19 protein-coding genes are annotated in these 23,973 nt (G+C 70.5%); 12 read left to right on the forward strand and 7 right to left on the reverse strand.

The window, feature by feature from the left end:
• The first annotated feature begins 74 nt into the window (after window positions 1-74).
• From FOH10_RS07675 to FOH10_RS07685, 3 genes are all read left to right on the forward strand, one after another.
• A complete protein-coding gene (locus tag FOH10_RS07675; RefSeq protein WP_143980201.1) occupies window positions 75-254 on the forward strand; it encodes a hypothetical protein in 180 nt (59 codons plus the stop codon).
• Window positions 255-370: 116 nt separating this feature from the next.
• On the forward strand, window positions 371-1,141 hold the full coding sequence (locus tag FOH10_RS07680; protein ID WP_186000757.1) for a GAF and ANTAR domain-containing protein: 771 nt from the start codon (window positions 371-373) through the stop codon (window positions 1,139-1,141).
• 102 nt (window positions 1,142-1,243) lie between these two features.
• The gene (locus FOH10_RS07685; protein ID WP_143980203.1) at window positions 1,244-1,615 is read left to right on the forward strand and encodes a hypothetical protein; all 372 of its coding nucleotides are present in this window, start codon (window positions 1,244-1,246) and stop codon (window positions 1,613-1,615) included.
• A gap of 27 nt (window positions 1,616-1,642) precedes the next feature.
• On the opposite strand, the gene FOH10_RS07690 is transcribed toward FOH10_RS07685, so the two are convergent.
• Window positions 1,643-1,927, reverse strand: a complete 285-nt coding sequence (locus tag FOH10_RS07690; RefSeq protein ID WP_221937941.1) for a hypothetical protein — start codon at window positions 1,925-1,927, stop codon at window positions 1,643-1,645.
• A gap of 448 nt (window positions 1,928-2,375) precedes the next feature.
• Here FOH10_RS07690 and FOH10_RS07695 point away from each other — a divergent pair, with 448 nt between their 5' ends.
• The 7 genes from FOH10_RS07695 to FOH10_RS07725 all read left to right on the forward strand — a co-directional run bounded on the left by FOH10_RS07695 (window position 2,376) and on the right by FOH10_RS07725 (window position 10,225).
• Window positions 2,376-2,741 (forward strand): hypothetical protein, encoded by a 366-nt coding sequence (locus FOH10_RS07695; protein ID WP_143980204.1) that lies wholly within the window; start codon window positions 2,376-2,378, stop codon window positions 2,739-2,741.
• The gene (locus FOH10_RS07700) at window positions 2,741-5,575 is read left to right on the forward strand and encodes a CHAT domain-containing protein (RefSeq protein WP_143980205.1); all 2,835 of its coding nucleotides are present in this window, start codon (window positions 2,741-2,743) and stop codon (window positions 5,573-5,575) included. The genes FOH10_RS07695 and FOH10_RS07700 overlap by 1 nt, the downstream gene beginning before the upstream one ends.
• A gap of 67 nt (window positions 5,576-5,642) precedes the next feature.
• On the forward strand, window positions 5,643-6,623 hold the full coding sequence (locus tag FOH10_RS07705; protein ID WP_143980206.1) for a phosphatase PAP2 family protein: 981 nt from the start codon (window positions 5,643-5,645) through the stop codon (window positions 6,621-6,623).
• A gap of 88 nt (window positions 6,624-6,711) precedes the next feature.
• Entirely contained in the window at window positions 6,712-7,620 is a 909-nt protein-coding gene (locus tag FOH10_RS07710; RefSeq protein ID WP_143980207.1) for an ATP-binding cassette domain-containing protein, read from the forward strand.
• Entirely contained in the window at window positions 7,617-8,417 is an 801-nt protein-coding gene (locus FOH10_RS07715) for an ABC transporter permease (protein WP_143980208.1), read from the forward strand. The genes FOH10_RS07710 and FOH10_RS07715 overlap by 4 nt, the downstream gene beginning before the upstream one ends.
• Window positions 8,418-8,429: 12 nt before the next feature.
• Window positions 8,430-9,575, forward strand: coding sequence for a sensor histidine kinase (locus FOH10_RS07720; protein ID WP_143980209.1), 1,146 nt, complete (start codon window positions 8,430-8,432; stop codon window positions 9,573-9,575).
• Window positions 9,572-10,225, forward strand: a complete 654-nt coding sequence (locus FOH10_RS07725) for a response regulator (protein ID WP_039812071.1) — start codon at window positions 9,572-9,574, stop codon at window positions 10,223-10,225. The genes FOH10_RS07720 and FOH10_RS07725 overlap by 4 nt, the downstream gene beginning before the upstream one ends.
• Window positions 10,226-10,231: 6 nt before the next feature.
• Here FOH10_RS07725 and FOH10_RS07730 read toward each other — a convergent pair whose 3' ends face one another.
• A complete protein-coding gene (locus tag FOH10_RS07730) occupies window positions 10,232-10,429 on the reverse strand; it encodes a hypothetical protein (RefSeq protein WP_143980210.1) in 198 nt (65 codons plus the stop codon).
• Window positions 10,430-10,897: 468 nt separating this feature from the next.
• On the opposite strand from FOH10_RS07730, the gene FOH10_RS07735 reads away from it, so the two are divergent.
• Both FOH10_RS07735 and FOH10_RS07740 read left to right on the forward strand, forming a co-directional pair.
• Window positions 10,898-11,626 (forward strand): response regulator transcription factor, encoded by a 729-nt coding sequence (locus FOH10_RS07735; RefSeq protein ID WP_029929566.1) that lies wholly within the window; start codon window positions 10,898-10,900, stop codon window positions 11,624-11,626.
• Window positions 11,623-13,035: a HAMP domain-containing sensor histidine kinase gene (locus FOH10_RS07740; protein ID WP_244961757.1), complete on the forward strand. Its 1,413-nt coding sequence runs from the start codon at window positions 11,623-11,625 to the stop codon at window positions 13,033-13,035. The genes FOH10_RS07735 and FOH10_RS07740 overlap by 4 nt, the downstream gene beginning before the upstream one ends.
• A gap of 215 nt (window positions 13,036-13,250) precedes the next feature.
• On the opposite strand, the gene FOH10_RS07745 is transcribed toward FOH10_RS07740, so the two are convergent.
• The 5 genes from FOH10_RS07745 to FOH10_RS07765 all read right to left on the reverse strand — a co-directional run bounded on the left by FOH10_RS07745 (window position 13,251) and on the right by FOH10_RS07765 (window position 23,740).
• Window positions 13,251-15,353, reverse strand: a complete 2,103-nt coding sequence (locus tag FOH10_RS07745) for an acyltransferase family protein (protein WP_244961761.1) — start codon at window positions 15,351-15,353, stop codon at window positions 13,251-13,253.
• A gap of 272 nt (window positions 15,354-15,625) precedes the next feature.
• Window positions 15,626-16,159 (reverse strand): hypothetical protein, encoded by a 534-nt coding sequence (locus tag FOH10_RS07750; RefSeq protein WP_143980211.1) that lies wholly within the window; start codon window positions 16,157-16,159, stop codon window positions 15,626-15,628.
• Window positions 16,156-21,270, reverse strand: coding sequence for a DNA repair ATPase (locus FOH10_RS07755; protein ID WP_244961763.1), 5,115 nt, complete (start codon window positions 21,268-21,270; stop codon window positions 16,156-16,158). Before FOH10_RS07755 ends, FOH10_RS07750 begins: the two co-directional genes overlap by 4 nt.
• Window positions 21,267-23,120 carry a flotillin family protein gene (locus FOH10_RS07760; RefSeq protein WP_143980212.1) on the reverse strand — a complete coding sequence of 618 codons (1,854 nt, stop codon included), beginning with the start codon at window positions 23,118-23,120 and terminating at the stop codon, window positions 21,267-21,269. Before FOH10_RS07760 ends, FOH10_RS07755 begins: the two co-directional genes overlap by 4 nt.
• Window positions 23,120-23,740: a hypothetical protein gene (locus FOH10_RS07765; RefSeq protein ID WP_143980213.1), complete on the reverse strand. Its 621-nt coding sequence runs from the start codon at window positions 23,738-23,740 to the stop codon at window positions 23,120-23,122. The genes FOH10_RS07760 and FOH10_RS07765 overlap by 1 nt, the downstream gene beginning before the upstream one ends.
• Window positions 23,741-23,973 lie beyond the last annotated feature (233 nt).

The following is a 23,973-nucleotide window of genomic DNA, read 5'->3' on the forward strand; positions in this document are numbered from 1 at the left end:
GACGCGTACCGTAGAAATGGTCTCAGGGCGCCGGGACGACCCGCAGGGGAAGTCGATCCGGAAAGGGGGACTCGGTGCAAGACGCGGAGAAATCGCGAATACTGCTGCCCACCATTCAGGTGCGCTGGTCGCCGGAAGACGGTGCGTTCGTGGCCTGGTCCGAACAATGCCCGGAACTGACCTACAGTGACCCGGCATCGTCCCTGGCCGCGCTGGACGGGCTGATCGATGCGGCGGTCGATACCGGTTGTTGACTATTGGATTACATTGTCCCCGTTGCCGTATGGGTTTGCTCCTCAATGTGCCGGGTATGAGAGGCACAGGTCGGAAAGCTACGCGACGCGACTCGTGGATGAGGAGTGGGCTTCCCATGGCGCAGGAGCGGTCCGCGCCGGATGAGTTGGCGCGGGGTTTGGCCGCATTGACGGCCGTGATGGTGTCGGCACGCGATGTGGTGGCGACCCTGGGCGAATTCGCCGATACCGCTTCGAGAATGCTGCCGGGCCATCCGCTGGCCGGAGTCACCCTGCACCGCGACCCCGGTCCCGTGACGGTGGGTCCGAGTATCGCCCACGCGGTGCCGATCGCCGAATCCGCGCACGGTGACGGGCAGGGCCCGTGCCGGGAGACGATCGAAACCGGGAGACCGGTCTCGGTGCCGGATACTGCCGCCGAGCGGCGGTGGGGCCCGTATCCGGCGCGAATGCTCGCGCACGGCGTGCGATCCATTCACTTCGAGCCCCTGCGTACCGACGGCTCGGCCATCGGTGCGCTACATCTGTACTCCCCCCGCGTGCACGGATTCGACGAGGCGATGCGTGGGGCGATCGAATTGACCGCCACGCAGATCGCGGTCCTGCTGGACGCGGTCCTGGCCACCGCCCGCCAAGCCGAGTTGACCGCGCAGCTGCGGGAGGCGCTGGGATCGCGGGCCGTGATCGACCAAGCGCTCGGCATGATCATGTTGCAGCGTCGCTGTGGCTCCGAGGAGGCGTTCGGAGTCCTGCGCACGGCCTCCCATCAGCGCAATGTCAAGCTCGCCCGGCTGGCGGCGGAGATGGTGCGCGTCATGACCGGAAACGAACCGATCCCACCGCGTTTCGGTGTCGATCGCGCCCCGCGACCGCGTCGAGGTGGCTAGCGAAGGGGTGCACCGCGTGGATGAGCGCGTAGGATCGGGCACAAGTTTTCACCGAGTCCGGAAGCGCGGCTGGCGAATCGCATCCGTCGTATTCTCGCGCCCGTGACATCGGAGGCCCCCATGGCCGAGCTAGCACCGCCCTTCCGCTTCGCCCCCGGACCCCGCCTCGGAGCGGATGGGGAGCCGCCGCGGCTGTTCGTGCCCGGCCGCACCGCCGATGCGGTCGTCGTCGAGGCCAGCGATCGCATGGTGCAGCACCTGTTCGAGGCCGGACTGCAATTGCACGGATTGCGTGCGGTATTCGACCGGCTCGACGCCGATCCGGCGCAGCTGTGTACCGCCAGCCTGGCGGTCGCCGCGGTGCTCGACGAACTGGACATCCTGATTCACGAGGCGAGTCTGGCCATGCTCGCGCACGCAACCGCGCGCCGTGGTGGCGGTGCCCCGGGGCCGGACGGCGCGGTGGCTCGCTGAACGGGCGGCCCGGAGGTCTGTCGGCGGTCATTTTCCGGCGCAGAAGCTGTCCCATTCGGTGACCCGGACGATCGGACCCGCGCCGCCGGCGTTCTCGCCGCGACCGGTGGAGGTCGCCGCGAAGGCTATGCCGCGCACGCACACTCGTGCGATATTCGGGAAACTGTCGGTATTGCGGAAGATCTCGACGTAGTCCACGTCGTAGATGGCGTCCGGCGGTCCGCTCCGGTCGCCGAGTTCCTCCTTGCCGCAACCGGTCAGGGCGAGCATGAGCACGGCGGACAGACAACCGATCGTCAGGCGGGGCAGCATGACGCTCAGCCTGCTGGGTACCGGCCGTGGAGTCAATGGCGGGCTATCCGGGTGGGGCCGAAATACCAAGGGGGAGATGTGATCTACCCGCCCCGCGCCCCGCATCCGACGCGGGGCGGGTAGTCGTGTCCTATCGGAGTCGGTCAGCGCGGGGTGCGGACCCGCGCTGCCTCACAGGCCGCCGAGCAGCAAATGCAGCAGGCTGCCAACGATGTCGATCAGACCGGCGAGCAATCCCATTGTTCTCTCCTTCGATCTCCGCTGTGCGAAAGGGATATCCCCTGTCGCCGGATAGCAGCCTAATCAAGCAGTTATTTCCGGATGGTAACACTTTGTCACGCCGGAGTTTCCTTGTGGGACAATAGCTTCAGGGTTACAGCCACATCAATTACCCGCACTCCGATAGCATTTATTCAACAGTGACGGAGGTGTTGTGGACATTTCGCACGTGACCATCAGCATGGAATCCGATTGGATTCCGGCGGGGGAGCTGCTGCGCCTGCTGAATTCCGCGGAGTCGGAGCGGCCGGGGGTCTCGGTGACGGCGGATACGCCCGAACATCGCGGGTTGGATCCGGCCATGGCGGTCGCGCTCGTCTCCGGCGCCGTGACCCTGCTGACTCCCATCGTCACCGAATTCGCGAAACGCGTGTTCGCCGCCGAGCCCGATGCGACGGTGGCCGTCGAACGACCCGACGACACGGTGGTGCTGCTGGCCGCGCTGCCCGAGGACGTTCGCGGCCGCCTGATCGCCGACGCGCTGGAGGCGGGCGCCCGACGCATCCGGATAGGTCTCGACGCGGCGGAGGACTGATGGACACCGGCTGGGCCGCCGCGCTCGACGACCTTGTTCGTCGTGCGCTCGACCAGCCGGAGCCCCCTGCTGAGCTCATCGCGGCGTGCCTGGACCGGGCCCGGTCGGCCGATCCGGCCGATTTCGACACCGTCGTGCACTGTTGCGACCGTATGGTGCGCCTGGCCGGGCACCTGAGCCACGGCGAGGACCCCGGGGCGGTCGCCGCACCCGTGCGGGCGGCCACGGACGTCACCCTGGCCGCCTTCGCGAGCACCGGAAGTCCGGCCTTGCCCATGGGGTTCGCGCGTCAGCTGAGCCGCCACGGCATGGTCGAGCACGGTATCGAAGTCCTCGGCCGTGCGCTGGCCCTCGCCGACCGCGCGCCTCCCGGCGAGTCGCCTTCCGCGACAGCGCAATTGCACGGCCTGCGCGGTGAGCTGCTGCGCCGCCTGGGTTACCTCGACGCGGCGGAATCCGCGCTCGTGACGGCGTTGGCCGCGCTGGACGGCGGGGATGCCGACGCGCTCCGGTTGCGCGGCGCGGTGCTCAACGATCTGGGGCTGACCCGGCAGGGGCGCCACGATCTGACCGGCGCCGCGGACGCGCTGATCGAGGCGCTGGAGATCGGTGAACAGGTCGGTGAGGAACCACTGAGCCTGGCCGTCACCCTGGACAACCTCGGTGTGGTGCGGGCGGCGCTGGCCACCGCGTCCGGTCCGGTCACGACCGCCGACGGATATGTGAATCTCGAGGCCGCCCAACACCTTCACGACGCCGAGGAATACCTGCACCGGGCCGGTGAGATCTTCGAATCGGCACTGCCCGACGCGGCCGAGGATCTGGTCATCTCGCTGGTCAACCGAGCCGACGCCGCCGCGAAGGCGGGTGAGCTGGAGCGCCAGGACGAACTCAGCCGACGTGCCGTCGAACTGCTCGAGACCTATCCGGTCGCCCGCGCCACCGCGTTCGCGGTGCTCTCCATGCGCGGGCAGGCGCTCGAGCGGCAGGGGCGGTACCGGGACGTGGTGGATCTGCTCGCTCCCGCCCTGCCGGATTGGATGGACGCGGGCGCGCAAGAGCGTCCGCTGGAGGGAATCGCCGCGCTGCTGTCCGCCGCCCACCACGCCGGTGATCCGGAACTGGCCGAGGCGGCGGGCAGGTGTATCGCCGCCACCGACGAGGAGCTGTCACCGCGCCGGATGGCAGGCGCGGCGGAGGCGGCCGCCCGCACCATGATGGCCGAGGTCATGCGGCGTACGGAGCTGGTGCTCGGTTACTGTCTGCCCGCCGCTGCCGAGGGTGAGGCGTCCGACTGGCTGTACGAACTGCTGCTGAATCGCAAGGGCGTGCTCGCCGAGCGCCAGGGCAGCGGGTGGCTGCGCGCCCGCGCGGATGCCGGGGCGCCACTGGAGCGGGTCCGGGCGCTGCGGGCCGAGATGGCGCGGACCGATCTGGAGTGGACCGGGGAGGAGATGATCGCCGCCGCGCGCCGCCGGCAGCGGCAGGCCGCCCGGCGGCTCGGTGACGCGGAGGTCGAGCTGTACCGGCACCTGGGTGGGCACTGGGTCGCGACGCTGACCGTGGGGGAGGTGCGCGACCACCTGCCGGAGCACACCGCGCTGCTGGATATCGCGACCGTGCGCCGACCGACCGGGGAGCGGGAGTATCTGGTCTTCCGTGTCACCGGGCGCGACGCGATCCGGTATCGGCGGCTGGGAGTCGTGCACGAGATCGACGAGCGGCTGTATCAGCTGGGCCGATTCGCCGCCGAAAGGCCCACGCCGGACCGGGATCTCGACTGGACGGCGCGGGTGCGCGCACTGATGCCCGCCCTCGTGGCCGCCGCGGACCCGCTGCCGCGCGCACTGGCGATCGCCCCGACCGGACTGTGGGGCATGGTGCCCCCGGCGTTCCTGCGGGACGCCACGGGCGTTCCGCTGGCCGAACGCCATGTGCTCACGCTGATTCCGAGCGCCCGGTGGCTGGTCGCCCGACGGTCCGCGCCGGACCCGCCCCCGCCGGGGCCGCCGATCGTGCTGGGCGCACCGGATTTCGACCACCAGGTCGATGCGGCCGAACCGCTCATCTTCGCCCTGCGCGTGCCGTCACTGCCCCACGCCCGCATCGAAATCGAGGAGGTGGCACTGCGTTTCGGTGTCCCACCGGTCGTCGGCGCGGCGGCGACCCGGTCTCGGCTGCTCGCGGCCGTTCGCCCGCGCATCCTGCACATCGCGACACACGGCGTGTTCCTCGACGCCATCGGAAACGCCGCCGAACGCGACGAGCCGACGGGCTATCGCCTGCGCGCCGTCGCCGGAGTGGCGGTCCGCACCGAGAACACCGAACTGCTGGACGACCGCATCGAGCGGGCGCAGACCGTGCGCGCCCGGCACCGCAGCCGGGTGCGGTGGCTGCTGCGGATCGGTCCGGCCGCGCAGCTGTCCCGATCGGCGCTGCTGCTCGCCGGATTCAACGCCTGGCTGGCCGGGGCGCGGACCACCCCCGAGGTGAGCGCCGGCATCGTGTCGGCCGGTGAACTCGCCCTGCTCGATCTGGCCGGCACGGAGCTGGTCGTCCTGTCGGCCTGCGAAACCGGGGTGGGGGCGGTGGATTTCGCCGATGGCAGTCTGCTGGGCCTGCGCACGGCGGCGTTGGCGGCGGGCGCCCGGTGCTGCCTGTCCACGCTGTGGCAGGTGGACGACGCCTCCGCCGCCGCGCTGGTGTCGGCCTTCTATGCCGAACTGGCGACGGGCTCCACCCCGGCGGAGGCGCTGCGATCGGCGCAGCTCACCGTCCGGCGCACCCGGCCGGAGCCGTATCACTGGGCCGGGTGGGTGGTCGAAGGCGGCTGACCTGGAGTCGCGCCGGATCGGGTGGTTCGACCGTCCGCCCGATGAACGGGCGTGGAACACTGTGTGAATGGCGGGGTTGTGGACCGAATCCTCTCAGACGACAGCCGACGACGCTCCCGGCGCTCCACCGGGGCGGCCCACCGTGCGGGCCGTGGTGCGATACACGTATCTGACGGCTCTGGTCGTCACGGTACTCGCCGGGGGACTGCCGTCCGGGCGGCTGGTGGAGGCGGCCTGGATTCTGACCGGGGTGGTGGCGTTCACCATCGACCGGCCGTGGCGTGATCACCTGCGGGTGCTGGTGGACTGGCTCCCCCTGATCGGCGCGCTGGTGGTGTACGACGTCACCCGCGATCTCGCCGATACGCTCGGCATGCCGCTGCGGATGGGGGAACTGGTCGCGGCGGAGCGGGCGTTGTTCGGGGGCGCGCTGCCGACGGTCTGGTTGCAGGAGCACCTGGCCTCCGACGGGGAGCCGTGGTGGACGCCGATCATCGGCGTCGTCTACACCACGCATTTCATCGTGCCGTGGGCGGTGGCCGCGATCTTCTACGTGTACTCGCGGCCGCTGTGGGCGCGGTACATGCGGCGCATCCTCATCCTGTCCTACCTGGCGCTGCTGACCTACATCCTGGTGCCCGCCGCCCCGCCCTGGTACGCCAGCCGCGAGGGCGCGATCACCGAGGAGGTCCGCCGCATCTCCGGATTCGGGCTGGGACTGGTGCCGTCCGACACCAGTGCGGGCTGGCTCGAACAGCACGGCAACTATGTCGCCGCGCTGCCCTCGCTGCACACCGCCTTCGCCGTGCTGGTGACCGTGACGCTGTGGCCGCTGCTCACCTCGTGGTGGCTGCGCGTCCCCCTCGCCCTCTTCCCGGCGGCCATGTCGTTCACCCTCGTCTACGGCGGCGAACACTATGTCGTCGACGTCCTGCTCGGCTTCGCCTACGTCGCCGTCACCGCCCTGCTGGCCGGACTCTGGGAGCGCCGCACCCGGCTGCGTCGACGCGAACCGGTCGCCGAGACGCCCGCACTCGTGCACCGATAGCGCGAATCCGCATCCCTCGCACGGGGGACGGGCGAAACCGCCCGCGGGAGGGATGTGGACGCACCCGGTGCGCGCATAGCGTCGACCCATGATCGAGGCGCGGGGACTGACGAAGTACTACGGGCGGACGCGGGCCGTCGCGGACGCGACGTTCGTGGTGCGGCCGGGGCGGGTGACCGGCTTTCTGGGACCCAACGGCTCGGGGAAGTCGACCACGTTACGGCTGGTGCTCGGCCTCGACGCGCCCACCCGGGGGGAGGTGACGGTGTGCGGGCGGCGGTACCGCGACTTGCGGCGGCCGCTGTGCACCGTGGGCGCGCTGTTGGACGCGGGCGATGTGCTGGCGGGGCGCACCGCCGCCGCGCATCTGGCGATGCTGGCCGCCTGCACCGGGATTCGGGCGGAGCGGGTGGACGAGGTGCTCGGACTGGTGGGGCTGGCCGATGTGGCCGGTCGCCGGGTCGGCGGTTTCTCACTGGGGATGCGGCAGCGGTTGGGCATCGCGGCGGCGCTGCTGGGCGATCCCGGGGTGCTGATCCTGGACGAGCCGATGAACGGACTCGATACCGCGGGGATCCGGTGGATTCGAGGGCTGCTGCGCGATATGGCCGGCGAGGGGCGGACCGTGCTGCTGTCCAGCCACCTGATGAGCGAATTGGAACTGGTGGCCGACCACCTGCTGGTGATCGGGGCGGGGCGGCTGCTCGCCGACCAGCCGATCGGCGAATTCGTCGCCCGGGGAAGCGAATCCGTGGTCCGGGTGCGCAGCGCCGACCTGGTGGCGCTCACCGCCGCCCTGGGCGGGGCGGCCGAACTGCGGGGCGAGGTCGCGACCGTGCGCGGGCTGTCGCCGCGCGAGATCGGACGGGTGGCGGCCGATCGCGGCATCGTGCTCGACGAGCTGACCCCGGTGCGCGCCTCGGTGGAGGACGTGTACACGGATCTGGTTGCCGCACACCGGCAATACCGGCAGCGCGACATCCGGGAGAGGGTATGACACGCGCTGTCGCCCCGACCGCACCGATGACCGTCACGGCACCCTTCGCGCCCCTGCTGCGCGATCAGCTGCGCTCCGAGGTGATCAAGATGCGCTCGGCGCGCAGCCTGTGGCTGCTGCCGCTGCTGGCGCTGGCCGTGCCGCCGGTCATGGCCGCCGTGGTCGGGCTGACCGGCAGCCTGGAACCGGACGACACCGTCCTCGGCGGTGCGCTGACCGGAACCTCGTTGGCGCTGGCCGTGATCGGAGCCTGGGCCGCGCTGGTCGTGACCACCGAATTCGGATCGGGCACCATCCGGCCGGTACTGACCGCCACCCCGTGGCGGGATCTGCTGCTGGCGGCGAAAACCCTGCTGGTGGTCACGGTGTCCACCGCGGTCGGCATACCCGCCGTGACGGCCGCCTGGCTGATCGGCGGCGCGATCATCGACGGCACGAGATACGCTGACGGACAGGCATTTCCGGGGATGCTCGGCATCTACTGCTGCTTCCCGGCCGTGGCCGCGCTCGGTCTGGCGGTCGGGGTGGCGCTGCGGAGTTCGGCCGGTGCGGTGGCCGTGATCACCGCACATGTGGTGCTGCCCCAGGTCACCGCCGCCCAGGCGCTGGGGGAGCTGCACCGGTGGGTGACCGTCGTCGCGCCCAGTGCGGTGGTGGCGAAGCTGTCGCAGAGTGCCGACGGGGCACCGGAACTCATGGGCTCGCTGGGTGGTTGGCCGCGCCTGGCGCTGGTGGCGGCGGGGGCGGTGGGGGCGCTCGGATTGGCCAGGCGCACCCTGAACCGCGCCGATATCTGAGATCGTGGACTCATGCTCGAGCTGATCTCGGCAGATCTCGGCCGCTTCCGGTGGGTCCAGGCGCTGTCGGCCGCCCTGCTGGTGCTCGCGGCGCTGGTGTTCGCGGTCGTGCTGCACACCCTGCAATCCGATACCGGGCTGTCGGACCGCCGCGCCGTCGGACTCGCCCTGATCCAGGGCCTCGCGGTGGCGCTCGCACCCCGCCTGCCGCTGCCCGCCTGGGCGGCGTCGGTCATCGCGGTCGTGGTGGCGTCGCTGTGGGTGGACGCCGGGCTGTGGGTGGACGCCATGATCAACAGTCACCTGCTGGTGCTGGGTGTCCTCGCGCTGAGCGTGCCCGCCCGGCAGGCCGCGGCCTACTGGGCGGGCACCGTGGCGGCCGGTGCGCTGCTCGCGGTGCTGCTGCGGCCGCCGCGCGGGCCGGCGGAGCTGCTCGAGGTGGCGGTGCTGGCGGCCCTGATCCTGGTGGCCGGTGCGGCGCTGCGCGCGCTGGCGGCGGCCCGGCGCGGACTGCGCGACGAACAGGAGGCGACTCGGCGGCAGGCCGAACGCACCGCACTGCTGGAGGAGCGGACCCGGATCGCGCGCGAACTGCACGATGTGGTGGCGCACCACATGTCGGTCATCGCCATTCAGGCCGAGGCCGCGCAGTTCCGTGAATCCGCCGCCGCACCACAGACTTTCGCCGCCATTCGGGACAGCGCCGTCACCGCGCTGGGTGAGATGCGGCGCATTCTGGAGCTGCTGCGCTCCGGAGACACCGGTGCGGCGCCGCAGCCCACCGTGACCGACCTGCCGCGCCTGGTCGACTCGGTGCGCGGCACCGGCACCCGCGTCGAACTCGATACCGACGGCGACCTCACCGCGGTACCGGCGGGCATCGGGCTCTCGGCGTACCGCATCGTCCAGGAGGCGCTGAGCAATGCCGTCCGGCACGCCCCCGGCGCGTCGGTGCGGGTGCGCGTGCACTGCGACACCGATCGGATGCGGATCGACGTCGACAATCCGCTACCGGCCGGAGCCGGCGGCGGCCGGGCCGGACACGGGCTGACCGGTATGCGGGAGCGGGTCGCGGCCTACGGCGGCACGCTCACGGCCGCACCCGCCGACGGCCGCTTCCGGGTGCGCGCGGAACTGCCGATCCGGGAGGAGCCGTGACGGCCATCCGCGTGCTCGTCGCCGACGATCAGGAACTGGTGCGCGAGGGGCTGACGGTGCTGCTCGACGCCCAGCCGGATATCGCCGTCGTCGGCCACGCCGCCGACGGCATCGCGGCGGTGGCGCAGACGCGGCTGCTGCACCCCGACATCGTCCTGATGGACGTCCGCATGCCCGGCGTCGACGGGCTGGAAGCCACCCGCCGCATCGTCGCGGCCGAGCACGACACCCGCGTCATCGTGCTGACGACCTTCGACCTCGACGAGTACGTCTACACCGCGCTGCGGGCCGGGGCGAGCGGATTCCTGCTCAAGGACGCCTCGGCCCACATTCTGGGCGAGGCGGTGCGCGCCGTCGCCCGCGGTGAGGCCATGCTCGCCCCCACCGTGACCCGCCGCCTGGTGGAACGGTTCGCCCGCACCGCCGACCACCGACCGGGCCCCGCACCCGCCGAACTCACCGCCCGCGAGACCGAGGTGCTGGTGTGCATCGCGCGCGGGTCGTCCAATGCCGAGATCGCGCGCGCACTGGTGATCTCGGAACAGACGGTGAAGACGCATGTGGCCCGCATCCTGGACAAACTGCATCTGCGCGACCGCACCCAGGCCGCGATCTACGCCTACGAGACCCGTCTGGTGCGGCCGGAGTGAGCCGGGCTAACCCCAGAGATCGGTGGTGGGCAGGTCGCTGAGCTGGGGATGCACATCGTTGTCGATGGTGACGATGACGCCGTGCCGACCCAGGTCGTGGGCGAGCCTGCGGGCCACGGGCTCGGTGGCCCGGTATTCGACCACGGCGCCACCCTCGGGAAAGCGCAGGCGCACGTGGACGTCGTGCGAGTTGGGCTCGGTCACCGGAACAGCCGGTGGTCGATGGAATCCGTACGCGTGGTGACGGCATGGTGAGCGACGCCGTTGTCGTCAGTGCAGCGCCGTGTGGCACGGGTGCACGGTTGCCGCCGACCTTCCGGCGGTCCCGGTGACCGATGGTGTGCGCGGATGCCGCGCTCCCACAGCGCCGGATCGCCGATGCGGCGGTAGGAACGCCGGGACAGTCGACTCTGCGTCACCTAGTCGATGGTGGGTTGCCCACTTTGCGGCGACACCGGAAACTAGTTTGCGGTTGTTTGAAGATTCGCGGGCCGAAACCGCTCCGCCTTGCGACGCGTCGCCCCGGTAGGGAACCGTCGGCGGCATGTGCGGCAACGACGGAAGGTTTTCCCGACAGAGTGGTCGGGTACTCAAAGCTGCTGGGTCGTCCGCTCCGCGATTCGGAGGCGACAGGGCGTGACTGGTTCCGACGGCGGTGCGAGGGATGGACTGATGGGCGCGAACCTGCTGATCGTAGAGGACGACGACCGGGTCCGGGAGGCGCTGCGGCTGGCCATGGAGGACGAGGGGTACGAGGTCTCCGAGGCCGGTGGGGCCGAGGTGGCGCTCGCGCAGGTGCGCAGCCGCGGCGTGCCCGATGTCATGATCGTGGATCTGATGCTGGGGGCGATGGACGGATTCACCTGCATCCGTGAGGTGCGCCGCGACCACGACGTGCCCATCATCGTGGTGAGTGCTCGCGACGACACCCACGACGTGGTGGCCGCGTTGGAGGCCGGGGCGGACGATTTCGTGACCAAGCCGTTCGAGATCAAGGAGATCACCGCGCGCATGCGGGCGCTGCGCCGTCGGGCGCGACTGGCGCAGGGCCGCGACGCGGCCCCGGACCCCGACGGCCGCCCCGAGGTGGTGCTGGACGCCGAATCGAACCCGCCGCTGGTGCTGTCGCAGGACAGCGGCCGCCTGCTGCGGGGCGACGAGGAGGTGCATCTGACCCTCACCGAGTACCGGTTGCTCTGCGAACTGGCGGAAGCTCCGGGGCGGGTGCTCAGCCGCGATGTCCTGCTCGAAAGAGTGTGGGACCGCGGGTTTTTCGGTGACCAAAGGATTGTGGACGTGCATATGCGCAGGTTGCGTACCAAGATCGAGAGGGACCCGTCCGCACCGCGGATCGTGGTGACGGTGCGCGGGCTCGGATACCGACTAGACGTGCAGCGGTGACCGCGGACGCCGGCACCACCCGATGGCGGCCCGCGCGCAGTGTGTACAGCCGTGCGGTGCTCGCCTTCGCCCTGAGCGCCAGTCTGGTGTCGCTGGTGCTGGCGGTCTCGGTGTTCACCGTCGGCCGCGGCTATATGGAGGGGCAGCGCGAGCGCTCAGCCGTCCGTCTCACCGACGCCCATATCGGGATCCTGCGCCAGAATGTCGCCGCCGAGCAGCCCACCGAAGCCGATCTGGTGGCCATCGAACCGCCCGACGGCACGGTGCTGCTGGTGCGCTGGGGTGACACCTGGATCGACAGCGACTCCGCCCTGGCGACCTCGGCGCTGCTGTCCCCGGATATCGCCGGCGGTGCGGAGGAGAGCACGCAGCGGGTGACGGTGGCGGGCAAACCCTATCTGCGCGTTGGGCTTCCGCTGAACGCGCGCGGGGATATGTTCTACGAGTTCACGCCCATCGCGGAGTTGGACTCCACCCTGCGCATGCTGCGGAATCTACTGATCGCCTGCGCCATCGTCGCATCCTCGGTCGGTGCGGTGCTCGGCGTGTGGGCGAGCCGGCGGGTGCTCAAACCGCTGCACCAGCTGGCCGTCACGGCCTCGCGGATCGCCTCGGGCGAACTCGACACCCGGCTGCCGCGCACCGCCGACCGTGATCTGTCCGATACCGTCGACGCCTTCAACACCATGGTCGACTCGCTGCAGCAGCGCATCGAACGGGAGCGCCGCCTGGTCGGCGACGTCAGCCACGAATTGCGCACCCCGCTCACCACCTTGGTCACCAGCGTCGGCGTCATGAACAAGTACGAGGAGCAGCTGCCCGAGCGGATGCGGCGAGCGCTGCGGTTGACCAGCGACGAACTCAGCCATATGCGCCGGATGCTGGACGACATGCTGGAATTGGCGCGCGTGGACGCCGGGGTGCACCGCGGCGACGTCGAACTGCTCTCCCTCGGCGAACTGCTCACCCACGCTCTCGCCGAACGGCACTATCCGCCCGAATTGCTCACGGTCGTCACCGATTCCACCATCGAGGGCCGACGGCTCGAACTCGAGCGCACCGTCGCCAACCTGCTGGAGAACGCCACCCGCCACGGCGGGGGACCGGTCGCGGTCACCGTGCGCCGGGACGGCGCCGACGCGGTGATCACGGTCGACGACGCCGGTCCCGGCGTGCCGGTCGCCGACCGCAACCGGATCTTCGAGCGCTTCGCCACCATCCGGGTCGAACGCGGTGCGGCGGTGGGGACCGGTATCGGCCTCGCCCTGGTGTCGGAAACCGTTGCGGCGCACGGGGGCCGGGTGTACTGCGAGGACCGGCCGGGCGGCGGGGCGCGGTTCGTGGTGCGGCTGCCGCGGGTGGAGGCCGAGGTGCTGGAATCCGAGCGGGAACCGACGTCGATACGCTGACGGTGTCATGGGGGCGGCGGCGACCCGGTGGCCCTGTAGGTTTCGCGAGGGAGCTGTCCCGACAGCGGAGCGCCGCCGCCGCTGCGACGCTACCGCACCGGTGGCGCCGAACCCGGTGGCCGACGGCGAAAGTCGGCTAGCTGTGCCCGGATCGCAAATCCGCCGTCAAGCCACCGCAATACTCCGGCCCGGACCGCTCTTCCGGCGTGGGCCGCCTACCACCACTCCGTGATCGCCGCGATCTGCCGCCCCAGCTCCGGGGCGAGGGTGCGGACGTAGCTGGCGGTGAGGTGGTGCTCGTCGCGGTAGATGAGCACATTGCCCTCGGCGACCCGGCAACGGTCCGTACGGCATACGGCGTCGCTGAGGTCCATCGGGAAGATGTTCGGATAGCTCGCCGCCGGTTCCTCGGCGGGGTCCCGCGCGGACAGCGCCGCGGCACGATCCATGCCGCAGCTGTCGGGTGTGGTGCCGCGCCGGGCCAGGCAGTCGACGGCCCGGTAGTAGACGTCGCCGTGGCGCAGGCGCGGGGTGTCGCGCAGCGCGAGCACCCGCAGGCCGCGCTCGGACAGCGCCGACCACACGTCCAGGAACTCCGGCGGCACCTCGTCCCCGGCACCTTCCACGCGGCTGCGCGTGGAAATGGTGAACACCCAGTCCGGACGCTCCTCGGCGAGCCGGTCGAGCACCTCCTCCGACCACTCCCGGCACTCCGGGAACGGGGCCTCCGCGTAGGAGGGATGATCGGAGAGCGTGAGCGGGCAGCGCTCCTTCAGATAGGTGACGATCCGGAATCCGTAATCGCGGGAAAGGATTTGGAGTGCGGGAATCCAATGCTCGGAATGCGAACCGCCGACCACCGCGATGACCCGACCGGCGGTGGTGTCACCGTAGACGCACGAGCGCACCTCCCGGTCGGGAGTGATGCAGCCGTCGCGGGTGGGCGGCGGCGAATCGGCATTGCCCCGCAGGACCGAGGGCCGCATGGGATGCGGCGGCGGGTCGATGCCCCGAACCAGGGCGTCCGCGCCCGGGTACCTGGTGGGGAATTCGAACGGCTTCGGCGGCTGCGGAGGATTCGCGGCCGACACCACCTGCCAGCCCAGCGCGCCGGCCAGCACGCTGATGCCCAAGGCCGCGACCACGGTGCCGGTGCCGCGGCGAATCCACCGGGCCCCGGAAGAATCCGGAGCCGTCGGGGCGGGGCGGCGCAGCGGTGTCTCGATCACCCGCGTCGTCACCCACGCCAGTACCAGCGATGCCGCGATCACCGCCAGCCCGTCGGCGAATCCCGCGTGTTCGCGGCCGGATTCGGTCAGGTAGAAGATCAGAATGGGCCAGTGCCACAGGTAGAGCGGATACGCGATGGCGCCGAGTTCGGTGCACAACCGGCTCGCCAGCATCCGGTTGGCCCACGGGCGTTCGGCCGCCGGGACGTGCAGTCCGGACAGGATCAGCAGGACGGCGGCGGCGACCGGGAACAACGCTGCCGGACCGGGGAATTCGGTGGCACCGTCGAACAGCAGGCCGCACGACAGCACCATGCCCAGGCCCACCGCGCCCGCCAGCCAGCGGATCCGGTGCGGAATCGTCAGCCACGGCGCGACCACGGCCAGCATCGCGCCCGCCAGCAGTTCCCAGGCGCGGGCGGCGCTGTCGTAGTAGATCCACGCCTGCTGCTGCGGTGCGTCGGCGGCGTAGCAGAACGAGGCCGCCGCGCCGAGCAGCAGCATCAGCAGCAGGGTGGGGCGGCGCCGGTCCGGGCGGGGCCGCACCGCCGCCCACAGCGCGACGACGGCCAGGATCGCCAGGTAGAACTGCCCCTGTACGGCCATGGACCACAGGTGCTGTAGCGGGCTGATCGAGGGATCCGCGGCGGCGTAGTCCAGCTCCGCGACGGCCAGATACCAGTTCTGGAAGTAGAAGCCCGAGGCCAGCAGTTGTGCCGAGATGTCGTTCCAGCGGGTGTACGGCATCGCGACGACCGTGGCGACGGCGACGGCGGTCAGCACCACCAGCAGGGCGGGCAGCAGGCGGCGGGCGGTGCGCCGCAGGGTCGCGCCGATGCCGGGGCCGCCCGTGGTGTCGGTGCGGCGCAACAGCATTCCGGTGAAGAAGAAGCCGGACAGCACCAGGAAGATGTCCACACCGCCGGATACCCGCCCCATCCAGACATGGAAGGCCACCACCAGCGCGATCGCGATACCGCGCAGCCCGTCGAGATCGTCGCGGTAGCTCGGACGGGAGGCGATGCCGGGCAGCGGATTCCGGGCCGCCGGTGCGACGGGCGCGACCGGTCCCCGGGTGCGCGTGTACACGAGAACTCCCCACTACGAAGCGGCCCCGACCAGAGCGACAAGCCGGGGGTTGCCGACCTGATCCCGGCGCACCGCCCCTTAAGATGCCCGACTCATCGCACCGCTGGCAAACGCGCGGTGCCGCCACCCGGTTCATCGGTTCTCGACTTGCGCAACCGGTTTTCGTGGTGCATGTTTACCGCTTGGCGTGTCGTACGGCCGCGCGGCGCCGGAGATGATGCCGCTCGCGGCCGTCCACTCCGGCCGGCCGCTGGAGGAGCAAGGGGCACAGGTCAACCCGCGTCGATGAGCCGGACGTGCGGTGCGTGGTGCCGGAGCGCCGCGATGAGCCGGTCCTCATCGAGCCGCCAGCCCGAGATCGCCCGGCTGGCGGCGACCACATCCGGTGGGACGTGCGGAATCAGGCGGGATGCGGCCTGTGCGGTCCGACCCGCGGCACTCGGCAGCGGCGGCAGTCCCGCGTGGCGCTGGACGCCGATGTAGCGCATGCTCGCCCCGTGTGACAGCCGCTGGCGGAACAGGACGATGGCAGCGATCTCCGACCACGATACGAACACCGTGGTGCCGCGTCGGCGCAGCGGATTGCCGCCGAGGGTGACGCCGTCCTCGTCGACGCGCAGCGCGAGTTCGCGCGATGCCATCCCCATCGCCAGCAGTACGCCGCCGCCACCGAAGAACACGATCGTGACCACCTGCAGCGCTAGAGGCATATCCGGGACGAACAGCGCGACGACCACGAACAGCGCACAGATGCCGAGGATGCCCGTCGACCGCGGATCGAACCCGAGTCGTGCCTCGTACATCATCGGTATCCTTCCTCCGCCCCCTGGTGCGTGGTCCGTGCCGCCGCCCGGTGATGCCGACCGGAGTCGGTCGATTCGAGTGCGCGCAGGGCGGATTCGATACCGCCGATGCGGTCGCCGAGCAGTCCCAGCGCGCCGATGGCGCGGACCAGCGGATCGTCCTCGGCGCCACCGAGGGCCTGTTCGCGCAGATAAGCGGACTTGACCTCGGTCCAGCGGCGGGCCTGATCCGGGGCCAGGGTGCCGCGGAGTTCGGCCAGTTTGAGCAGGTTGGCTTCGGTGGCGGCGGCGAGGGTTTGGGCCTCACCGAGGTAGTGGTCGTCGATGAGGGCCTCGAGTTCGCTGTCGTTCATGACCGGGACCACGCGTTCGGCGAGGGCGTTCATATTGCGGTAGGAGCCCTGGAGCTGGAATGGCGGTTCAGTGCGGGCGGCGTCCGCGGTGGCGGCCGAGGCGATGTAGGCGCGATTGACGGCCAGCACCACCTCCTGCACGCGCAGCAGTTTGCCCAGCACCGCGGTGATCTCGGCCAGTTCCGCCGCCGGGTACGGGTGAGCGAGGCCGTCGGCGGTGGCGGTGCGGTCGCCGCGCGCCAGCCGGACCAGGATCTCCAGATCGCCGCGATCACGCGAGGACAGCGGGGCGAGAACGGAATTCGAGGTGAGCGCGTTCTCCAGGTAGCTGAGCGCGAACTGCTCGTCGCGGCCCGAGAGCACATCGCCGAGATTCCACACGTCGGCGCGGTTGGCGAGCATGTCCGGAATCCGGAAACGCTTGCCCTGCTCGGTGTACGGGTTACCGGCCATGCACACCGCGAACCGCTTGCCGCGCAGATCGTAGGTGCGGGTGCGGCCCTCCCACACGCCCTCCATGCGGCGCTGGCCGTCGCACAGCGAGATGAACTTCTGCAGCAGTTCCGGCGAGGTGTGCTGGATGTCGTCGAGGTACAGCAGCACATTGTTGCCGAGTTCCAGGGCGAAGTTGATCTTCTCGAGCTCCTGGCGGGCGGTGGCGTGCGGCGCCTGCTCGGGGTCGATCGAGGTCACCTCGTGGCCGAGCGCGGGGCCGTTCACCTTCACCAGCACCAGGCCCAGCCGGGCGGCCACGTACTCCATGAGGGTGGTCTTGCCGTAGCCCGGCGGTGAGATCAGCAGCAGCAGACCCGAGCGGTCGACGCGATCGGTATCCCCGGCCACGCCGAGCTGCTTGGCCAGGTTGTCGCCGATCAGCGGCAGATACACCTCGTCGATCAGGCGGTTGCGCACGAACCCGCTCAGTGCGCGCGGACGGTACTCCGCCAGCCGCAGCCGCTCGCGCTCGGCGGCGACCAGTTCGGTGCGGCGCCGCAGATAGGCCCGGAAGCCCGGCACCCGCTCGCGATGGAACCGGCCGCAGCGGGCCAGCAGCTCGTCGAGCCGGAAACTCAACTCCCGACCCGTGATCCGCGGGTGGGTGCCGAGCAGGCCGCCGACGGTGGCGGTGAGCGCGGCGGCGGAATCGTAGCGGGGCAGCGCGCTACCGCACAGCTCGATCGCCACCGCCTCGGGGAGGTCGGCCGCTGGCTCGGGATCGTCGGCCTGGTCCAGGTAGGCGGTGAGCCAGGCCCGTACCAGCCGATAGCGCGTGGTGTCCGCGAGTTCGCGCAGATCGGACTCGAAGTCGGCACGTCCGGTGGCGGAGGCCGCGTCGAGGGCCCGGTGGAAGCGGTCCAGCAATCGCAGGGCTCCGGCGGAGGTGACGAAACCCGGAGTGGGCGTTGCCAATTCCTCGAACAGGTACTCCCCGGCGAGTTGTGCGTCCACCGGGTCGAGCCCGATGTGGCTGCCGAATTCAACTATCCCGGAGGCCAATTCGGCGCACACCTCGTCCACGTCGGTGGTGCGGCCGAAGACGGCGCGGGCACGGGCCAGCGATCCGGCCCGGGTACGCCAGTACGCGGCCTGCTCCGGGGACAGGGCGAAGCGCCACCACAGCTGGGCCGCCGCGCGTTCGGCGGGCGGGTACCGCAGCAGCCCGGCTCCGGCCGACAGGCGCAGGGCCGCATCGAGAATCGCTGCGGCGTCGTGGTCGTGCACGCCGCGCTCGTAGCCCTCGTCGTAGCGGTCGGCGGCGATCTTGCCGACCAGTTCGGCGAGTTCACCGGCGGCGGCCGCCGCGTGCAGGGCGTCGAGGCCGCCGTCGCGTTCGGCGGCGGCGAGGATCGACACGGCCAGGTACTCGCCCCGGTACACCTCGGCGGTCTCCGACACCAGCAGTTGCGACCAGTACGGCCGCGTCGCCTCGAAGCCGCTGTCGCGCACCGGAGCCCGATAGTCGGTGCCGGTGATGGCGTACCAGAGCGCATCCTCGTGCGGCACCATGGTCAGCTCCACCGGCCGGGTGTCGACGGCGAAGCGGTGGCGGCCCAGGCGCAGCGTCTCCCCGCCGTCGGCGTAGAGATCGGTGCGGTCGCGCAGCGCGCGCCCGGCCTCCTGCCGCGCCGCGCGCAGCCTGCCCTCGAACTCCTCGGCCCGCACCTGATCGCCGAGGGCGCGCAGGTCGGCCACGGCCGTGCGCAGCCGCGCCACCATGGGATCGGAGGCGAAGTAGGTGTTCACCTCGTCCAGGGAGCCCAGGGCGGCGGCGCGGCGGCCCACCCCGGACAGAATGCGCTGCGCCGAGTCCGCGAGACGTTCGCCGCGCCGGGCCCGCTCGTCCAGCAGCGCCTGCTTGCGCGCCGCGAACGCCTCGTACACGTCCTCGCGCTTGGCGCCGAGTTGCTCGGCGAAATCGTCGAATTCGCCGAAGCGGGACTCCAGATTCTCGATGGCCAGCAGTAGTTTCGCCAGCTGGTCGTCGCATGCCTCGGGGGAGTCGCAGACCGCGAGCCCCCCGCTCACCGACTGCCCGAGCAGCGCGTATTCGGCGGCGAAGGCGGCCCGGCCCTCCACGGCGGCCAGTTCCGCGCGCCGGGTGTCCAGGGTGGCCCGCACCCGGTTGACCCCGGCCAGCACCTCGCCGATGCGCGTGAGAATGGTGGTGCGCACGGTGGCGTCGGTGATGTCGAGCGAGCCGACCACATCGGTCACGATGCGCAGGGCGTCGGTCTGCTCGCTCAACCGCTCCCGCAGCGGTTCGGCCGCGGCGGCGGAGGCGATGGCCTCGGCCTGTGCCAGCAGATCGTCGAGCTCGGTGCGGTAGCCCGCGAAAGCGTCCGCGCCGGAAAGGAATTCGACGGCCCGGTGCCCGGTGTCGGTGAGCGCGGCGGCGAGCTCACCGTCCAGTGCGTCGATGCGCTCGGTGTCGACGTAGCGCAGCTCGCGCACCGTCACCAGATGCCCCTGCGCGCGCCGCAGCTCCGCCAGCATCCGCACCCAGTCGTCGGCGGTGCGGTGCGCGGCGGCGCGGGCCCGGCGCATGAGCGCGGCGGCCTCGTCGGCCGCGCCGTCCACGGCGGCGGTCGCCTGCGCGGTGAGCGCGGTGACCTTGTCGAATTCGTCCAGCACCTGTTCGGCGGTGGCGCGCACCTCGGCCAACGCCGCGGCCGGCTCGTCCAGCTCCGGATCGCCCAGCCAGTGATACAGGTCGACGGTGCGGGTGCACGCCGCGATCACGGCCTCGAAAACCGCCGCGGCGGGCCGCATCTCGTCCACCATGCGGCGCACCGCGAGACATTCCGAGATACCGCGCACCAGTTCGGCATTGCCGACCCGGTGCAAGGGGCCGGTACCCACCGGCTGCGCGGCCGCGTATACGTCGGAGACGAACGGGGTGCGCCACACCTGGAGCGGATGCACCCGCGTCGGCTCCTCCGACATGGCCCGCAGCACCACCATGGTGCCGTCCTCGAACATCGAATAACCGTGGCAGACGGTGGGGTTGGCGACCTCGGTGCGCACCAGGTTGTAGGGCAGCAGCAGGGTGCGGCCCGCCGCGCGGGCGTGGAAGACGTACAGCACGTCCTCGCCGTTGCCCGCCCGGACGGTGCGCTCGTACTCCAGCTCGGCGGTATCGGTGTCGAACCGCTTGTGCACGCCGGTGGCGAGATAGTAGCCGCCGGGGAAGATGATGCCCTGATCCTCGGGCAGCCGACGGCACGACTGCCCGATCCCGTCCAGCCGCACCACGTCCTTGGTGCGGGTATTGAAAACCAGGTGCCGCCAGTCGGTTTCGTTGTACGGCCGAATGCGCAGCAGGATCAGCGGCCCCAGCCGCGCGTAGTGCACGTCGGCATCGGCCAGGCTCTGCAGCGGCTCGTCGACGGGCTCGCTGTAGATGCCCGCCCCGGTCTCGGTATTGTCCTCGACCTTGATGGTGAGGGTGCCGCCGAGCGTCTCCACGAACACCTCGCCGAGAATCGACAGGTGCGGATGCCGCCCGTGCACCTGGTCGTCGCGGGTGGTCTCGATCCATTCGAAATCGTGCGACGGCGGGAACACATGGTCGCGCTCCCCGCGATTGTCCAGGTAGCGCAGCGATCCGTCGGTATCCAGCTGCCAGCGCAGCACCCGGATGTCGTCGGTGCGCTGGCCGGTCTGGAACACCGCCAGCAGGCGGCCCTCCACCCGGCGCAGTTGCAGCAGCCGGGTCTGGCTGTAGTAGCGGTACAGCTCGGCGAAATCACGGAGGAACCGCGGATCGTCGAAAAGCCCGGTGGCGTCGGCGGATTCGAATCCGAACGGCGCGGCCCCCGGCGCTGCGTTGTTCGGCCCCGTGTCGTTCGGCGTCGCGTTGTTCGGCCCTGCGCCGTTCGGCCCTGCGCCGTTCGGCGTCGCGCCCTCGGCCCGGAAGCGGTGCACCGCGAAGACGTCGGCGACCGTCGTCTCCGGCCGCATGCCGACGAACACGTTGTAGCCGAACACCATGCGCCCGTCCGGCAGCGCCACCACATCGCGCGGCACGCAGTTGTTGCCGGTGCGGATGCGCTCGGTGCCCAGCAGCGTCAGCTCGGAGCCGCCGAAGGCCGCGATCCGGCGCTCATTGAGCAGCTCCGCCCGCCGCGCCACCTCGGCGGCGTGCTCGCGCAGCCGCGCGTGCAGGATCTCGTAGGTGCCCGTCTCGATGTCGACCGAACCCCGGTCGCCGGATTCCCCTCCGATCCGGCGACCGGTGTCCAGTGGTGCCGCCCCGCTCACTTGGCCTGCGGGACGTCGTCGGAGCCGTGCCCGTTGACCCCGGCCAGTCGGCCGATGAGCGCGGTCGCGGCGGACTTGCCGACCTCGGAGTTGCCGATCAGCTGATCGAGGCCCTTCCCGAGGCCGATGGAGCCCACCAGGCGGTCCAGGAAGATCGAATCGCCGCCGACGATGTCGATATTGGCCTGCTCCAGACCGGTGGCGAGCACCGTGGCCTGTGCCTGCGCGACCTCGCGGTGCGCGGTGACCTTGGCCAGCTCGATGTCCTTCTCCATCTCCAGCCGCAGCCGGTACTCCTCGTGCTCGCGGGTGACATCGTCGAGCGCCGCCATGGCCGCGGCCTTCTCCTGCAGACCCTCGGCCTCGCCCTTGAGCTTCTCGCGCAGCGCCTCGGCCTCCACCAGGGCCTTCTCCCGCAGTGCGACCGCCTCGGCGCGGCCCACCTTCTCGATGGCGTCGGCCTCGCGCTCCTTGACCTGCGCCTGGCCCAACCCGTAGGCGGCCGACTCGGCCTGCTGCGCCTCGGCGAGGCGGATCTTGGCGCGCGCCTGCAGTTCCGACGCCTGCTGCTCGGCCTCGGCCAGCGTCAGCGACTCCTTGGCCTTGAACTTGGCCGCGGCCTCCGCGGCCTCGGCCGCCTTGATGTCCTTGACCAGGTGCTCCTGCGCCTCGGCCTCGGCGCGGATGACGATGGCCTGGCGGTCGCGTTCGGCGGCCTCCACCGCGCGCAGTCGGTTGATCTGCTCCTGCTGTTCGGCCACGGTCTTGTCCACCGCGATGCGCTCGCGCACCACCTCGGCGACGGTGCGCTTCTCGGTCTCCACCTCGCGGTCGGCGGCGATCCGTGCAAGGGACACCTCGCGGTCGCGGGCGGTGACCTCGAGCAGCCGGTCCTTCTCGATGCGCTCGGCCTCCACGGCGATCACGCGTTCGCGGTTCTTCTCCGCGACGGCGATCTCGCGGCCCATGTTCTCCTGCTGGATGCCCAGGGCCTCCTCGGTGCGCAGATGCGCGGTCTGCGAGCGCAATCGCTCCTCGGCCTGGACGCGGGCGATCTCGGCCTCCTCACGGGCGCGCATGGTCTCCACCTCGCGCTGCTGGCGGATCTCGGCATCGGCCTGCTGACGCTCCAGCTCCAGCACCGCCTCGCGCGCCTGCACGTTCTGGCGGGTGATCTCCTTCTCCTCGTTGCGCCGGAATTCGTTGGTGCGCACGTGCTCCACCGCGGTGAGTTCGGTGATCTTGCGAATGCCCTGCGCGTCCAGGATGTTCTGGGCGTCGAGCTGGGCGAGCGGGGTCTGCTCCAGGTAGTCGATGGCGGCGTCCTCGAGGCTGTAGCCGTTGAGGTCGGTGCCGATCACCGCGATGATGCGGTCGCGGAACTCGTCGCGCTTGGTGTAGAGGTCGACGAAGTCGAGGTGCTTGCCCACCGTCTTGAGCGCCTCGGAGAACTTGGCGGCGAACAGCTCCTGCAGCGTGGACTGGTCGCTGGCGCGGGCGGTGCCGATGGCCTGCGCGACCTTGACCACATCCTCGACGGTCTTGTTGACCCGCACGAAGAAGGTGATGCGGATATCGGCGCGGATATTGTCGCGGCAGATCAGCCCGTCGCGGCCGACCCGGTCGATCTCGATGGTCTTCACCGAGATGTCCATGTACTCGGCCTTGTGCAGCACCGGCAGCACCACCGCGCCGGTGAAGGTGACATCCACCCGGCGCATCTTCGAGATGATCAGGGCGCGGCCCTGTTCCACCTTCTTGAACAGGCTGCTCACGATGAACAGCGCGGCTATGCCGATCACGAGCGCGAGAGCCAGCAGAACTCCCAGACCAATGGCGATGGTAGACATCAGATCCCCTCCAGTGGGGCCACCCAGAAGGTCTCGGTGGCCGAGTCGTAGTCGTAGACGATTGCGGAAACACCGTGTGCGAGTGGTGTTTCGGCGGCATGTTGGGCGCTTTGGCGAACCTGGATGATCGCCGACGAGCCGTCGGGCGAAATCAGTTCCGCCTGACCGAAATCCGGTCCGACGCGGCCGGTGCGGATGACGCACACCCGGCCGACGAGGTCATTCCTGCTGGGCTCCGCCGCGGGTGCGAACAGGCGGCGCAGCGGTACGACGATGGCCCTGGTGCCCAGCACGGACACCGGAACGGCCACCACGAGTACGGCGACACCGGCGCAGAAGGCGAGGAAGCCGGTGAGATTCAACTCCCGGGTCAGGGTCGCCCCGGCCAGGCACAGGAACCAGGCCAGCGCGACGATGATGGATACGATGATCGATACCGGCACACCGCTCAGACCCCACCGGTCACCGATGGCGGAACCGCCGGTGTCGGAATCGGTGTCGAACAGATCCGGATCGGCCCCACCGGCCAGCACGGCGAGCCAGTACGCGACGACGACGATCAGCGCGAAGCTGAAGACAACGGTGGGAAAAGTCAGTGTCGCCGTGAGGAATTCACGCATGCCCGGCGGATGCCGGGCGGAATGGGGCGCGCATCGACGAAAGATGTTGCATGAGAAGCTCCTTGATCGTTCCACCGTGATTCACGTACGTGCATCACGTGCCGACCAGGCTTCCCGGCTCCCCTTGTGGGTGTAAGAATGCCGTAAAGATCCCCCCGGGGCAAGTCGAATAGCCCCGGGGCGGTCGACCGGTGTTCGGCAACCATATGGCAAACGCGCTTCGAGTGCATGTC

The sequence above is a fragment of the Nocardia otitidiscaviarum genome, assembly GCF_007362295.1.
GTDB classification, from domain to species: Bacteria; Actinomycetota; Actinomycetes; order Mycobacteriales; family Mycobacteriaceae; genus Nocardia; species Nocardia otitidiscaviarum.

Coding starts and splice junctions, on each gene's coding strand:
- FOH10_RS07750 (WP_143980211.1), bottom strand. CDS start 16,159: ATGATGTACGAGGCACGACTCGGGTTCGATCCGCGGTCGACGGGCATC.
- FOH10_RS07680 (WP_186000757.1), top strand. CDS start 371: ATGGCGCAGGAGCGGTCCGCGCCGGATGAGTTGGCGCGGGGTTTGGCC.
- FOH10_RS07720 (WP_143980209.1), top strand. CDS start 8,430: ATGCTCGAGCTGATCTCGGCAGATCTCGGCCGCTTCCGGTGGGTCCAG.
- FOH10_RS07700 (WP_143980205.1), top strand. CDS start 2,741: ATGGACACCGGCTGGGCCGCCGCGCTCGACGACCTTGTTCGTCGTGCG.
- FOH10_RS07690 (WP_221937941.1), bottom strand. CDS start 1,927: ATGCTGCCCCGCCTGACGATCGGTTGTCTGTCCGCCGTGCTCATGCTC.
- FOH10_RS07715 (WP_143980208.1), top strand. CDS start 7,617: ATGACACGCGCTGTCGCCCCGACCGCACCGATGACCGTCACGGCACCC.
- FOH10_RS07735 (WP_029929566.1), top strand. CDS start 10,898: ATGGGCGCGAACCTGCTGATCGTAGAGGACGACGACCGGGTCCGGGAG.
- FOH10_RS07705 (WP_143980206.1), top strand. CDS start 5,643: ATGGCGGGGTTGTGGACCGAATCCTCTCAGACGACAGCCGACGACGCT.
- FOH10_RS07760 (WP_143980212.1), bottom strand. CDS start 23,120: ATGTCTACCATCGCCATTGGTCTGGGAGTTCTGCTGGCTCTCGCGCTC.
- FOH10_RS07765 (WP_143980213.1), bottom strand. CDS start 23,740: ATGCGTGAATTCCTCACGGCGACACTGACTTTTCCCACCGTTGTCTTC.
- FOH10_RS07710 (WP_143980207.1), top strand. CDS start 6,712: ATGATCGAGGCGCGGGGACTGACGAAGTACTACGGGCGGACGCGGGCC.